This is a genomic window from Desulfovirgula thermocuniculi DSM 16036, assembly GCF_000429345.1.
GTDB lineage: Bacteria > Bacillota > Desulfotomaculia > Desulfotomaculales > Desulfovirgulaceae > Desulfovirgula > Desulfovirgula thermocuniculi.
Map to the genome: position 1 here is coordinate 1 of NZ_AUBR01000063.1, position 14,655 is coordinate 14,655.

The following is a 14,655-nucleotide window of genomic DNA, read 5'->3' on the forward strand; positions in this document are numbered from 1 at the left end:
TTCGCTCTGCGCAAGAATTTCCTTCATCCTGCGGAGGTGGTATTGAAGCTCCATCCTGGCTGCTTCTGCCCCCTCCCTTATGCCTATGGAGGTACTGGCCTTTTCTTTTAAAAGCTCGGCATGTCTTTGCCCAATGCGGTTATGGGTGGCCTGTCTTAAAACAGCAGCTATTTCTTCCACCGACCTTGCCACAATATCGGCCGGAAAGGGGAAACTTTTCAAGGCCGCCATGGCTGCATTGCCTTTAACAGACCCAAAAACTTCCCGAAATTCCGGAAAGTACAGGTCCACGATAATGTTAATTTGGGCCTCGGTTTGCTGCTTCTCTTTGTTTAGCTGCTCCCGGAAGTTAACGAGACGGCGGATCTCGGCAATGACGCCTTGTGGAATGTTCGGGATGACGAAGCGCCCATCTCTGGCCAGGCGGGCAATCACTCCGGCGTCTTTGTCATCCCGCTTAGTCGGCGAGTTGTCGTCCAGTTCCTTGGCTTTTTTGACGTGGTGCGGGTTGACCAGGACTACCGTAAACCCCTGCTTTTCTAAGGCACGAGCTAGGGGGATCCAGTAATGGCCGGTAGGTTCCATGGCCACCAACACTGTGGATAGCCCGTGCTTAGATTGGACTGCTTTAATTTGCTGGACTAGATCACCAATGCCGGATATGGTATTCTGGAATGGGAACGGCTTGTGCAGTCCCTCCCCCCGGAAGTTAACCATTTGGGCGTAGTGGGTGTGCTTGGCTATGTCTACACCCACAATCAGGGTTTCGGGTGTGACCATAGCCAGCTTCTGGGAAAGGGGATTGTACATTGCTGATCCCTCCTGGTATTGGTGGTTTTGGTTGTGCCACTTACACCATACCAGGATTTTTTCTTTCCCTCAACGCCCACTACTCCCGATTACAGGAATGCTTTTAGAGTGTGCTTAACAGGGTAAAGTGTTACAGGTTATCAGGGGAACGGAGGTATATTGCCTTGCAGGATAAATCGACCTTTTCTAAGTTAAAAGAAGCCGAGCGAGAGGTGCGGAGGAATTTAATTCTTGACACGGCGGTTAAAATTTTTGCCGAGCGGCCTTTTGAAAAGGTCAGCTTAAGGGAAATTGCCGCCGCGGCGGGTATTTCGCCGGCTTCTATATACCGCTATTTTGCAGACAGAGATGACCTCTTTGTGGAAGCATTTATACGAGAGGGAAAAGTGCTACTAAGTTACTTGGAAGAGCTTTTTACAGGCACGGGCATGGTTAGCCTTGAAAAGATGGCCGTTGCCTATATCGATTTTTTGTTTGATCACGACACCTTTTTTAAAATGATGACCTATTTTATGATGAGCGGTAAAATAAGCAAGGAGTCCTTAGTTAAGTTAAACGAAATGGCGCGCCAAATTTTGAACATTTTTGATCGCGCTTTCCTCGGGCATGGTATAAAAGAAAACGTGCGGCTCTATTCCCATGTCTTCTTTGCTTCTTTAAACGGTATCATGATCACCTTCCGTAATTACCCGGGAAGAAAACCTAAAGAAGTGCGTCACCACATGCACAGGCTGGCCTCCTTTCTGGCCGGGCACTTCATCTCTCAATAAAAAAACCGGGCCGGGGAGTGGCCCGGGAAAAGAAATTTTAGCGCATTTCCCTTAAAACGTTCTTTAGGATTTTTCCCACGGCGTTGCGGGGTAAGGAATCGACGAAAACAACCTCTTTTACGCATTTGTATCTGGCCAGGTTAGCCAAACAGGCATTTTTAACATCCTCTTCTGTTAGTGCCGAACCGGGAGCCTTTACAACATACGCCCGCGGTACCTCTCCCCATTTTTCATCGGGAATGCCAACTACGGCAACTTCCAGGACTCCCGGCAGTGAACCTATAACCCTTTCCAGTTCGGCAGGATAAATGTTTTCTCCCCCGCTAATGATCATATCTTTTAAACGGTCGATTACATATATAAAGCCTTCATCGTCAATTTTGCCTAGGTCGCCGGAACAGTACCAGCCGTCCCTCAGGACCTTCGCTGTGGCCCCGGGATCGTTCCAGTATCCCTTGAAGACTTGGGGCCCGGAACAGGCGATTTCCCCTATTTCACCCGCTGGCAGTTCCGCGCCGGTTTGGGGGCAGAGAATTTTTACCTTTCCGTGAAACACGGGCTTACCGGCCGATGAGCGCTTCTCCATGCCCATTTCCGGGGTCCAGAAGGTGACAGCACCAGAATATTCCGTTATGCCGTAAACCTGTAAGACGTTGATATTTCTCTCCCGGTAAGCATCTATTAGACCGGTTGGCACCGCAGAGCCCCCGCAGATAAAGTAACGGAGGTTTAGTTTTTCCCTGGGGGGAAGATTTGGTGCCTTTAACATTAGAGCCAGCATGGTCGGCACAGACATCATGATGTTAATTTCTTCGTTTACAATTGTTTCCCATACCTGCAGGGGATCGAAGCCGGGCAAAAATACGGTGGTACAGCCCTGGTATACGTTGGTTATAATGGGGGCCAGGCCGCCGATATGGAACAACGGCGCTACGGAGAGAAAACGGTCGCGGTAGCGCCAGTCAATGGTGCGTGTAATGCCAATGGCTGCCCAGATGAGGTTGCTGTGTGATAGGGTGGCCCCCTTTGGCCTGCCTGTTGTGCCCGATGTATACATGATTAACGCCGGCCACTCACCGCCAACCATTGTTCCGGGCTCGCCGTCACTTTGTTCCTGTAGCTGGTCTTCTAGTTCACTGGTTGAGAGCCAGATTCTTGCCGCCGCGGAGCCGCGGAGCGCTTCTACGGTGGTGCTGAACTCTTCTTCGTATATCAAGACTGCCGAGCCGGAATGGCTGAGGATATAACTTATTTCAGGAGCAGCCAGGCGCCAGTTTAAAATAACCGTAATGGCGCCGATTTTAGCAGCAGCAAAGAGAACGGTGGGAATGTAATGGTTGTTTCTGCAGAGGATCGCTACCCTGTCTCCCTGCCCTATGCCGGACATTTTTAAAAAATTGGCACATTGATTTACACGGCGGTTAGCCTCGTGAAAACTAAATGAATATCCCGGTCCTTTAAAAGCTTCCAAGTTGGGCGATAATAGGGCACGGTGACTAATTAACTGGCCCATGTTCATTTTGAAATCCCCCTTTCTACTTCTACCAGTGCCTGCTCCTGATAGGTGTTGAACAGCTCACTGCAGAAGAAATCCCACTCCGCGGCAGTTTGCATACCTTCCGTGGTAAGATCGTTGAAGAAAGGCCTGGATAAAAATTGCTTTAGCTTTGCGCTGAGTTCTTTTACTTTATCGGCGGGTGCACCGCGGAGAAGATCGGCAACAAACTCATCTGGGTTATACCAACCGGCTGCCCTGGCCAAGTCGCGGTAAATTTGGGTGAGCAGGACATTTCGCGGCCCTTCCCACAGCTCGTTTACCACTGCGTCGCGGAAAAGGCGCGGCAGCGACGAAAAATCCTCAATGACCCCATGCCCGCCGAAAATGCTGATTGCTCTTCTTAAAACGTCTACCGTTTCCTGCGCAGCCGTAATTTTTTGCAAGAGGATGAGCTCACGTAACTGGAATTTTTGCTTTCTCAACGCCGGAGGCTCGTTCTCTTTTGCCAGGCCTGCCTGCAGTTTACATCCAAGACTTACAAAAAGATTGTATACTTTAAAGGCTCCTGCCAGCGTTCTTTGGGCGGTTCGGGTAAGCTGGTTTAACTGGTGGGCGACGAGGGAGAATTGTTTTATCTTTGAACCAAATGCCTCGCGGAACTCGCTGTACAGCGATGCTTCGCGCACCGCCCGCGTCATGTATGCGGCACTGGCTATTCCCACGGCCAGCCTGGAGAGGGTCAGGACTATTCCTACGGCCACCGCCACACCGCGGTTGGGTGGCCCTACCGGGTAGGCCAGCGAGCCCTCAAAGTCTATTTCCGCCGTTGGCAGCTCGCAGGTGCCCAGCTTCCACTTAAGGCGATTAATGTAATAAGCATTACGCTTTTTACGAGGCTTCCCTAAAGGCAACCATAAGGGGACAATAAAGGTACTTACCTTTTCACTTCCCCTGATTTTAGCCGTCACCACTGCATAATCGGCATGGGCCGCAGAGCAGAAAAACTTGTTTCCGTACAGCCTGAAATACCTGCCCTCGGGCACTGCTTCCAGCAGGTTGGCCGGGATATCAGAACCTCCCTGGATTTCCGTCATGAACTGGGCTCCAATGCCGAAATCTCCGTCGATGCCTTCTCTGCAGTGGCGCAAAATAAAGTCCAGTTCCGGGTAGCCGTGATCGGGGAAGTGCTCGATGAGGGCAATTAAGCCTTCCGTGCAGGCTATGGGGCAGAGCACGCCCGCTTCTCCGAGCTGGTGCAGGAGATACTGCTTGACAAACCTTTCCCAGGGAGTGGTCTGGGCGGTAAAAAGCCCTTCGCCGAAAATTTCCTTTTCCAGCAACTCTGTCTGTGCCGGGCGCACAATACGGTCAATGCGCTCGTTGTAACCGTTATAATGAAGTAGATAGGGGTGTAGTTGGGGGCGGGCAATTTCCTCGGACATCTGCCGCCATCTGAGGGACACTTTGGGGGAAAACTCCAACAGCTTCTTGTCCAGGGTTTCCCATTCATCTGGGGCATATTTCTGGATTAATTTTTGCAGGAAGGAGTCATCCCGGTAGAAATCGTAGCCGTCCCGCTTCTGGATAAAAGCCTCAAAAGAATACGGGTTCTTCTGGACGATCATGTTTACGCCTACCTCCCCTCTTTGTTTTTGCTTCCATTATAGTAATCATCAATCACGAGAGTCAACACTGTTTACCTAAAAGAACATAAATTATACTAGGGTGGTGTTATTTATAAGTTCGGGCCGGGAGCTCGTCCTGGAGATCACCGATTTAAACCACGCCGGGGAGGGTGTGGGGCGGCACGACGGCCTGGTGGTTTTCGTGCCCTTTGCCCTGCCCGGCGAGCGCGTGCGGGCGGTGGTGGAGGAGGCAAGAAAAAGCTACCTGCGTGCCCGCCTCAAAGAGCTGCTCTCTCCCTCGCCCCACCGCGTTACGCCCCCCTACCCCTTCTTCGGCTCCTGCGGGGGCTGCTCCCTGCAGCACCTGGACTACGACGGCCAGCTACGCTTCAAGGAAAAGGTGGTGGAGAACGTCCTTTTACGCCTGGGCAGGCTGGGGGAGGTGCGCGTGCGGGGTACCCTGGGCATGGAGGAGCCCTGGGGCTACCGCTGCAAGGTGCGCTTTCACGTGGTGAGGGAGGGCGGGCGGCCGGCGCTGGGGCTGTACGCGCCCAGCTCCCACGCTCCCGGCTATCTCGCAGGCAAGGGCCCCTGCCTCATCCTGGACAGGCGGCAGAACGCCCTGGTCCGCGCCCTGGGGGACCTGCTGCAGGAACGCTTTTCCGGTGTATGACCGTCTAAAAAAAATGGAAAAGCAGGTCAGAGGTTGAGGGTGGTTGATAGAATGAAGCAGCAAGTTAAAATGGACAATCTGTCTAAAGCACTTTTTGAGGCATCTTACGAGGCCTTGGTTTTGTTTAGTAAAGAGGGGCGGGTTTTAGCCTTAAATAAATCGGCACAAGACTTGGGTGATAAAAGCTTTTGGGAAAAAATCTGGTCGCAAAGAGTTGGCTCCCTTGTTGCTACGGGTATTCCGATTTATCGTACGGAGTTGGCCATAGGGGATGCGGTGTTGCAGTGCTCCTGCATTTCTATAGGCGAAGAAGGCTTTCTTTTGGTAGGCCACGATGCGGCGTTAGAGAGGAAATTAAGAGATTGTGAAAAGATCCGCCACATCCTGCAGAGCATCTTGGACAGCGCCTACGAGGGCATCGTGGTAGTGGACGAAAAGGGTATTATTACTATGTTTAATCAGGCCTACTGTGATTTTCTGGGCGTTAAGCAGGAAGAGATGATCGGCAAGTTTGTAGCCGATGTGATAGAAAACACACGCATGCACATCGTGGTGAAAACTGGCGTGCCGGAGTACCGCCAAATCCAGCGCATAAAAGGTCACGACATGATCTGTGACCGTATACCGGTCAAGCAGGACGGCAAAATCATCGGGGCGGTTGGAAAGGTGCTCTTTCGGGACGTCCGGGAAGTGGAAGAACTACTCTCGCGAACGGAACAGTTAAGGCAAGAGTTGGAGTATTACAAAACCGAGTTGCGGCGTCACCAGCAGACTCGTTACTCCCTTGAGAACATTGTGGGGCAGAGCCGGGCCATAAGTGAGCTTAAAGATCTGGCGGTAAAAATTGCCCGCAGCAACTCCACCGTCCTTTTGCGCGGTGAAACCGGCACGGGCAAGGAGCTTTTTGCTCACGCCATCCACAACGCTTCCCAACGAAGCCAGGGTCCATTTATCAAAATCAACTGTGCGGCTATCCCGGAGGGTCTCTTAGAATCGGAGCTTTTCGGTTATGAGGAAGGAGCCTTTACCGGGGCCAGGAAGGGTGGTAAAACGGGCAAGTTTGAACAGGCTCACGGAGGGACCATTTTCCTGGACGAAATCGGTGAAATGCCTCTGGCCATGCAGGCAAAACTGCTCCGGGTTTTGCAGGAAAAGGAAATTGAGCGCGTGGGCGGCACCCGTCCAGTGAAAGTGGACGTGCGGGTAATTGCTGCTACCAACCGCGACCTGGAAGCCCTGGTACGTGAAGGTAAACTTCGCCAGGACCTTTTCTACCGCCTTAATGTTATTACGTTGGAAATACCCCCTTTGCGTCAGCGCCGTGAGGACATACCGTGCTTGGTGGAATTCTTTCTAGAAAAGCTGGGGCTCGCCCTGGGTTGCGGGAAAAAGAAGATCAGTTCAGAGGCCATGTCCATCCTCATGCAGCACAGCTGGCCGGGCAACGTGCGGGAGTTGGAGAACGTTATTGAGCGAGCGCTGAACGTGGTGGACGGCCCGGAAATCCTGCCCTGTCACCTGCCCTATTACCTGCGTGATGCCGGGTCCGGCGGTCGCCTTTTGCCCACTTTAAAGGAGGCCGTGGCGGCAGCGGAGCGGGATCTGATCAAAAAAGCCCTTTCCCTGGCCAGGGGCAATTGCCTGGAAGCGGCCCGCCTGCTAGGCGTGAGCAAATCCACTTTTTATGAAAAGGTTGCGCGGTACGGGATCTGCAGAGGCCTTTCCGAAAAGTCGGAAAAGATGTCCACATTTCCGGAAAAGGCTATGCACAGTATAGGGTAAGCTGTTCGACATAAATTTAATATCTTTTTGTCTAACTATCTTTTCCGAAAATTCGGAAGCGGCCTTTAGGGAGGCCGTTTTTTTTACGCCTTGTTTCGGTTGCACAGGAGTTGCATAAGGAATGCGAAGGACATGCCCGGGAAAGCCGGAGCTGAATTAATTTGAGGGGGAGTGGTTTTATGGAAAGCGCTGTCAGTATTTTCTTCATCCTCCTTAGCTTGGGCCTTTTAATGTTTCTTGCCTACCGCGGCTGGTCGGTAATACTCATGGCCCCGGTTTGCGCCTTGCTGGCGGCTGCTGCCAGCGGGCTCCACGTTTTGCCCACCTATACTGAGCTTTTCATGGCTAAAACCGCAACGTACTTTAAAAACTTCTTTCCCCTATTCATGCTGGGTGCCGTTTTTGGCAAGGTAATGGAAGACTCTGGTGCCGCTCGGGCCATTGCCAGCGCCGTGGTGCGTTCTCTAGGCAGGGAGAGGGCCATACTCTCCGTGGTGCTGGCCTGCGCCATTCTCACCTATGGCGGCGTGAGCCTTTTTGTAGTAGCCTTTGCAGTTTATCCCTTTGCTGCCGCCCTTTTTAAAGAAGCGGGGATTCCCAAGCGGCTCATTCCTGGCTGCATTGCCCTGGGTTCCTTTACCTTTACCATGGTGGGCCTGCCCGGTACACCTCAAATTCAGAACATGATCCCCACCAGATATTTTGGCACCACTGCCTATGCGGCGCCGGTCACCGGGATTATTTACTCACTTATAGTTTTTGTCGCCGGCGTAGCCTGGCTGGAGTGGCGCCGCCGCAAAGCTATGGCGGCAGGGGAGGGCTATGGCCAGCACACGAAGAACGAGCCAGCAAATGATAACTCGGACAAGCTACCCAGCGTGTGGCTTTCCCTCCTGCCCATGGTGGCGGTACTTGTGCTTAACTTTATCCTCACCCGGGTCTTTAAAGACTTGAACCCGGAGATCATGAAGCCTTTTGCCGGTGCCAGCCCCATCGCTCAGGTGGCTCCTACCTGGGCCTTAATCGTAGCCCTAGTGGTAGGTATTGTCATGGCCATTCTTTTTAACTGGCGGACTATGAAAGATAAATATGTGGCCAGCTTGAACCAGGGCACCTTGGGCTCTCTCCTGGCCATTTTAAATACGGCTTCCGAGGTGGGCTACGGGAATACCATTGCGGCTCTCGCCGGGTTTAAAGCCATAGCGGCCGGCCTTCTGTCCATCAAGCTGGGCGGCACGCCGCTGGTTTCGGAGGCATTAACGGTAAACGTCCTGGCGGGCATAACCGGCTCCGCCTCTGGTGGCATGAGCATTGCCTTGGAAACGATGGGCAAGCAGTACCTAGAATGGGCGATGAACATTGGCTTGAGTCCAGAACTCTTGCACCGCGTGGCGGCTATGGCTTCCAGTGGTTTTGACACCCTGCCCCACAACGGGGCGGTCATCACCCTGCTGGCCATTTGCGGTCTTACCCACCGTGATTCTTACCTCGACATATTTATGGTGGCCACAGTAATTACTTTTGCCACAGGCTTCCTTCTAGCCCTCCTGGCACCTGTCATTGGCATTGTATAGCAAGGAGCGGGGCGCCTTCAAAAAGGTGCCCCGCCTACCGAATTCAAGGAGGAGGTTTTCGATGGCACCAAAGTTTTTATCAGCCGACGAAGCTGTACAGCTGGTTTTTGACGGCGCCACCATTGCTTTTGGCGGTTTTGTGGGCAACGGGCACCCGGAAGAGCTTACCGCTGCCCTAGAAAAGAGGTTTCTGGAAACTGGTCGGCCCCGGAACCTTACGCTCGTGTATGCAGCCGGTCAGGGGGACGGGGACAAGCGGGGGTTAAACCACCTCGGCCACGAAGGGCTGGTGAAGAGGGTCATCGGCGGCCACTGGGGCCTGGCTCCCCGCCTGGGCAAGCTGGCCGTTGAGAATAAAATCGAAGCCTACAACTTCCCCCAGGGAGTCATTTCCCAACTTTTCAGGGAAATAGCAGCCGGCCGTCCTGGCCTGATCACACACGTGGGGCTGAAAACATTCGTGGATCCGCGGCTTTCCGGCGGCAAGTTAAACGAGGTTACCAGGGAAGATTTGGTGGAAGTTATCAAGCTTGCGGGCAGGGAGTGGCTCTTTTACCGATCCTTTCCCGTTAACATTGCTTTTTTGCGCGGCACCACGGCCGATGAAAAGGGTAACATCAGTATGGAGAAGGAGCCTGTTTACCTGGAGGCGCTGGCCATGGCCCAGGCAGCCAGAAACAGCGGAGGCATAGTGGTGGTCCAGGTGGAGCGCGTGGCCAGGGCAGGTACCTTAGACCCACGGCTGGTCAAAATACCCGGCATTTTGGTAGACGTAGTGGTGGTTGCCCGGCCAGAAAATCACCACCAGACTTTTGCCGAAATCTATAACCCTTCATACACTGGTGAGTTAAAGATACCGCCGGCCCAATTGCCCCCAGTTCCTTTAGATGAGCGAAAAGTAATATGTCGTCGGGCGGCCCTGGAGCTAGTACCCGGGGCAGTGGTCAACCTTGGTATCGGCATACCCGAAGCAGTAGCTGCAGTTGCAGCAGAGGAAGGGATTAGCGATTACTTGACCCTTACCGTAGAATCCGGTCCAATTGGAGGAATTCCCGCGGGGGGGTTGAGTTTTGGTTGCAGCGCCAATCCCGAGTGTATCGTCGATCAACCTGCGCAGTTTGACTTTTACGATGGCGGAGGTCTTGCTCTAACCTGCCTGGGCATGGCCCAGATGGATGCGCAGGGAAATGTGAACGTTTCTAAATTCGGTCAAAGGGTGGCTGGTGCCGGCGGCTTCATTAATATTTCCCAGAACGCGAAAAAAGTCATTTTCTGTGGAACCTTTACTGCCGGAGGTCTGGAGGTAAAAGTAGGGGGAGGTCGACTGGAAATAATTCGGGAGGGTCAGATGCCCAAACTATTGCCGCAGGTAGAGCACATTACTTTCAGCGGAGAATATGCCCGGGAAAAAGGACAGAAGGTCCTCTATGTAACTGAAAGGGCCGTTTTCGAGCTTCGTCCCGACGGCCTTTTCTTGGTGGAAATTGCTCCTGGTGTGGACCTCAAAAAAGACGTACTGGACCGGATGGGGTTTGCACCCCAAATTGCCTCCGAACTGAAGATAATGGAGGAAAGCATTTTTGTTGATGCCCCCATGGGCTTGAAAAGTCGCCTGGGCCTGTAACCCAACCGTAACCGGTAGAATAGAAAATAAAATCTGGCTGCAGAATTTCCCGTGGATTCTGGAGGTGCATGGTTTTGGGGGAAGAAGTGGTTATTTTGAGCGCGGTACGCACGGCTATTGGTTCCTTTGGTGGTACGCTGCGTGAAGTCCCTGCTTTTGAGCTAGGTACCCTGGTAATTCGCGAGGCCCTAAAGCGGGCCAGGATAAGGCCCGAGCAGGTAGACGAAGTTATTTTCGGCAACGTTTTGCAGTCCGGCCAGGGGCAGAACCCGGCCAGGCAGGCGGCTGTGAGGGCGGGCCTCCCCGTGGAGGTGCCCGCCGTGACCATAAACCAGCTATGCGGCTCGGGCCTGCGGGCCGTGAACCTGGCGGCGGACCTTATCAGCGCCGGTGAAGCAAGGATAGTGGTAGCCGGGGGCATGGAGAACATGTCCTGGACGCCGTATGCGGTCTTTGGCGCGCGCTGGGGCAACCGCATGGGTGATGCCGGATTGATTGACCTCATGCTGCGGGATGGCCTTGTCGATGCCTTTTATAACTACCACATGGGTATAACGGCCGAAAACGTGGCATCCAGGTATGGTATCACTCGCGAAGAGCAGGATCAGTTTGCCTGCGAGAGTCAGCACAAAGCGGAGCAGGCCATAAAAAGTGGTCGCTTCCGCGATGAAATCGTGCCAGTAGAGGTAATAAGGAAAAAGGGGGAAGTATTTGTTTTCGAGCAGGACGAGCACCCCCGCTTTGGCACCACCTTGGAGGCCCTGGCCAGGTTAAAGCCGGTATTTAAGGAAGGCGGCACTGTGACGGCAGGGAACGCTTCGGGCATCAACGACGGGGCAGCGGCCCTGGTAGTGGCGGCTGCCTCCGTGGCTCACGAGCTTAACCTGAAGCCACTGGCGGTGATCAGGTCCGGCGCTCACGCGGGGGTCGACCCGGCTCTAATGGGCATAGGGCCTGTGCCAGCTGCACTTAAGGCTTTAAAGAAAGCAGGGCTCAGGTTGCAGGACCTAGACCTCATCGAGCTGAACGAAGCCTTTGCCGCACAGAGCCTGGCGGTTATCCGGGAGCTGGAGCTTGATACTACAAAAGTCAACGTCAACGGGGGGGCCATTGCCCTCGGACACCCCATTGGGGCCAGCGGGGCAAGGATACTGGTCACCCTACTCCACGAAATGGCAAAGCGTGGTAGCAAGTACGGTCTAGCCGCCCTTTGCGTAGGGGGAGGCATGGGCGTGGCCACAGTGGTGGAAAGAATAGCGTAGACTTTGCAAGGGGAGGTTTGCGATTATGCGTTTAAAAGATAAGGTGGCCATCATTACCGGCGGGGCCAAGGGAATTGGCCGGGAAACGGCCCTTTTGTTTGCACGTGAAGGAGCGAAAGTGGTCATTGGTGATTTTGATGAAGAAGCTGGCCGGAAGACCCTAGAGGATATTTTAGCTCTGGGAGCGGAAGCCCTTTTCTGTAAGGTGGACGTGACCGACCGCGTGAGCGTAGAGGAAATGGTCAAAAAAACCAAGGAGCGCTTTGGCCGTGTCGACATCCTTATCAACAATGCCGGTATCACGGCAGATGCCCTCCTAACCAAAATGACCGACCAGCAGTGGGATAAGGTTATCGACGTAAACCTCAAGGGAGTTTTTCTCTGTACTCGGGCGGTAGCTCCGGTGATGATCGAGCAGGGTTACGGGGTAATACTCAACGCTTCTTCTGTGGTAGGCGTTTACGGTAATATCGGCCAGACCAACTACGCGGCCACCAAGGCGGGAGTGATCGGGATGACCAGGTCTTGGGCAAAGGAACTGGGCAGAAAGGGCATCCGCGTCAACGCCGTGGCACCGGGTTTCATCATGACGGAGATGACCGCCCGGGTTCCGGAGAAGATTCTGGAACTGATGAAGGAAAAAACTCCCTTGGGCCGCTTAGGCCAGCCTCGAGACGTGGCGGCGGCTTACCTGTTCCTGGCCTCGGATGAAGCATCCTTTATCAATGGGCAGGTTCTAGGAGTAGACGGCGGCCTGGTCATATAAACCGGTCAAGGAAATCCATTACAAAGAAAAACCCTATCCTTAACTATTAATCCCGCGGCTGGCAGGCCCGTCTGACGGGTAGCTTACCGCTGGATTTTTGCTTTTGCAGCGAGGTACGTGGAATTAAAACGGATCAGGCCTGGAAACATGAGGCAACTTTGTATATAAGGGGATTGTACATTGCTGATCCCTCCTGGTATTGGTGGTTTAGCTTGTATCACTTATACCCTACCAGGATTTTTTCTTTCCCTCAACGCCCACTACTCCCAATTACAGAAATAATTCTCGAAGGGCATACCTCGGAAGATAAAAGCATCTGTACTGCTTGCCTCCTGGGTGGGTTCCTACAGGAAAAGCCAATAATTGACGAGGATACGGCTAGACGCGCCCTCGGAGAATTCGAATGAGATTCATAGGCCGACCCACATGTCCGGCTTTTCCTTTCCTAACAGTGGCCGGTCGCGAAATTTGAGCAATTGAAGGTCAAATAAAGTGGGCATTAACAGGACTAATAAGACTTATGAAGAAAGTATTTTTGTCCCTATGGCAAATTTCCCTTTGGCTACATCCCTGAAACCTGAAGCGGGGTTTAGTATCAAGATAGATAAGCTTGTTCGGCACATCGCTAACTTGCAAATACCTTATTACATTAGAATGGCGTTAGATAGCCGTGTGCGGGAAAATCGCATATACAAAGTGAGGGGCTACTTGGTATATTCCCACACCCCTATGTTTTAGCGGAGCAGATGATTCGTCTTAGAAGGATACTTGCCTGCAAGAAGAGAAGTCATCCGGCCTTACAAAGCTTGTACTGCTTCTGTTCGTTTGCTTGATTCTGGCTTGTACCAAACTCTATAAGGTATACCTCATGCTTAGACTGGGGGTTTCAGTCCATTTTCCAAGAAGTCGAAAATTGTATTAAGAGCTGCTGCGGGCACCTCTTTTCCTTCCCATAGTGGCCAGCGCATACCAGTAAATATGTTGATGGCAATGAGGCAATATGCTAATGCTTCAGGCTCAGCGGGACGGATTTCTCCCTTTTCTATAGCTTCAGCCAAACGTTTGGCATATCTTTCAGCAAAACTTTTATAATACCACTTAAACAAGTCTTCGTCTACCAGTTCGAGATCACGCAAGAGGCGGTACAGATTGCGGTGCTTTAGGATGAACCTGTGAAAAGCTAACATTCCTTGTTTTTCTGCTTCGATTCGGTCAGACAAGTGTGCAACGGCCATCTGAACATTTTTCCTCACCTCGTGGTGCAGATGAAGGATAAGGTGCCTAAAGATATCTTTTTTTGTTCTAAAGTATAGATAAAAAGTTCCCTGAGCAACCCCTGCTCTGGTAATGATATCAGTAACAGATGCTTCGAAATACCCCTTCTCACCAAAAACCTCCTCCGCTGCCTCTAACAGTCTACGAAAAGTTGCCTTTCCTCTAGCAGTTTTCGGTTTATTTACGCCTTCCAATAACTCTTCTTTTAAATTAATTGCTGACACATGATTCACCTCTTAAACCCTAAAATCTTTTTGAAGAGAAGCTTTTTTGAACACTATTCGTGTCAGGCATGGGCGTTAACTTTGCGCCGAAGAACCTCTCCAGGTTAAGCAGCATGAGCCCGCCAGTCAAAGACAAGGGTTTCCATGGCAGGTTCCATGGCAGGATGGAATCTAGAGGAAGCCGGGGGGCAAGGCCACAACTCGATCTTTATGGAAGCTAGACTGCCCGGATAGACTGGCACTTTTTGCCAAGTAGAAACGGTATTTTGGATAGCGATCCAATGGTATTGTAGCACAATTTTCGTGCGTAGATAGTAATGCCAGCAGAATTTTAGGTAGAGACCCGGAATATTCATAATAAATTAGGTAATACATGGTAACCCAACTATATCTAGGGATTGAATCACTCCTTGAGTTTTATGGTTCTCAAAAAAATTAAAAAATTTATGTCAAGAGTCAGTGAAAATGTCAGGTGAAATTCGTCAGTGAATTTGTCAGGGATGTGGTATAATAGGACCTGCGAGGTAAAAATGGCTTACGCCATGGATGGTTTTCAGCGGGTCTACGGGGATGAGTAGCACCCGCTATTTCTTTTTCACTTGCAGGTCTCAGAGCAGCCTTACCTTTAGATGCTAAGCTAACCTCTGCATGTTCCTCCAAGGGGTAGATATGGCCATTCCAGGCGACGTAGAGGGAACCGTCTGGAAGCTTATGGACCTCAACGACCGAGCGGAGAGGGATAAAAGGTGCATTTTTAGGGTTAGCCACCCGA

At 52.1% G+C, this 14,655-nt stretch carries 11 protein-coding genes; 7 read left to right on the forward strand and 4 right to left on the reverse strand.

The genetic code is table 11. From position 1 onward, the window contains the following. On the reverse strand, positions 1-810 hold an 810-nt coding region (locus G454_RS0112645; protein WP_027718912.1), incomplete at its 3' end, for an IS110 family transposase. 164 nt (positions 811-974) lie between these two features. On the opposite strand from G454_RS0112645, the gene G454_RS0112650 reads away from it, so the two are divergent. Next, on the forward strand, positions 975-1,580 hold the full coding sequence (locus tag G454_RS0112650) for a TetR/AcrR family transcriptional regulator (protein ID WP_027718913.1): 606 nt from the start codon (positions 975-977) through the stop codon (positions 1,578-1,580). Positions 1,581-1,617: 37 nt separating this feature from the next. Here the strand turns inward: G454_RS0112650 and G454_RS0112655 are convergent, their stop codons facing one another. Next, the gene (locus tag G454_RS0112655) at positions 1,618-3,099 is read right to left on the reverse strand and encodes an acyl-CoA synthetase (RefSeq protein ID WP_027718914.1); all 1,482 of its coding nucleotides are present in this window, start codon (positions 3,097-3,099) and stop codon (positions 1,618-1,620) included. After that, entirely contained in the window at positions 3,096-4,703 is a 1,608-nt protein-coding gene (locus G454_RS0112660; protein ID WP_027718915.1) for an acyl-CoA dehydrogenase family protein, read from the reverse strand. Before G454_RS0112660 ends, G454_RS0112655 begins: the two co-directional genes overlap by 4 nt. 103 nt (positions 4,704-4,806) lie before the next feature. Between G454_RS0112660 and G454_RS0112665 the strand changes: the two genes are divergently transcribed. The 6 genes from G454_RS0112665 to fabG all read left to right on the forward strand — a co-directional run bounded on the left by G454_RS0112665 (position 4,807) and on the right by fabG (position 12,384). Further along, the gene (locus G454_RS0112665) at positions 4,807-5,376 is read left to right on the forward strand and encodes a class I SAM-dependent RNA methyltransferase (protein WP_027718916.1); all 570 of its coding nucleotides are present in this window, start codon (positions 4,807-4,809) and stop codon (positions 5,374-5,376) included. A 321-nt stretch (positions 5,377-5,697) separates the two neighbouring features. Continuing rightward, positions 5,698-7,158, forward strand: a complete 1,461-nt coding sequence (locus G454_RS19095; RefSeq protein ID WP_051276390.1) for a sigma-54 interaction domain-containing protein — start codon at positions 5,698-5,700, stop codon at positions 7,156-7,158. 179 nt (positions 7,159-7,337) lie between these two features. Beyond that, complete coding sequence (locus G454_RS0112675; RefSeq protein WP_027718917.1) at positions 7,338-8,732, forward strand: GntP family permease; 1,395 nt, start codon at positions 7,338-7,340, stop codon at positions 8,730-8,732. A 61-nt stretch (positions 8,733-8,793) separates the two neighbouring features. Next, positions 8,794-10,356 (forward strand): acyl CoA:acetate/3-ketoacid CoA transferase, encoded by a 1,563-nt coding sequence (locus G454_RS0112680; protein ID WP_027718918.1) that lies wholly within the window; start codon positions 8,794-8,796, stop codon positions 10,354-10,356. 68 nt (positions 10,357-10,424) lie between these two features. Beyond that, positions 10,425-11,618 carry an acetyl-CoA C-acetyltransferase gene (locus tag G454_RS0112685; protein WP_027718919.1) on the forward strand — a complete coding sequence of 398 codons (1,194 nt, stop codon included), beginning with the start codon at positions 10,425-10,427 and terminating at the stop codon, positions 11,616-11,618. A 25-nt stretch (positions 11,619-11,643) separates the two neighbouring features. After that, a complete protein-coding gene (gene fabG, locus G454_RS0112690; protein ID WP_027718920.1) occupies positions 11,644-12,384 on the forward strand; it encodes a 3-oxoacyl-ACP reductase FabG in 741 nt (246 codons plus the stop codon). An 872-nt stretch (positions 12,385-13,256) separates the two neighbouring features. On the opposite strand, the gene G454_RS0112695 is transcribed toward fabG, so the two are convergent. Continuing rightward, positions 13,257-13,883: a TetR/AcrR family transcriptional regulator gene (locus tag G454_RS0112695; RefSeq protein ID WP_051276388.1), complete on the reverse strand. Its 627-nt coding sequence runs from the start codon at positions 13,881-13,883 to the stop codon at positions 13,257-13,259. Positions 13,884-14,655: the final 772 nt, after the last annotated feature.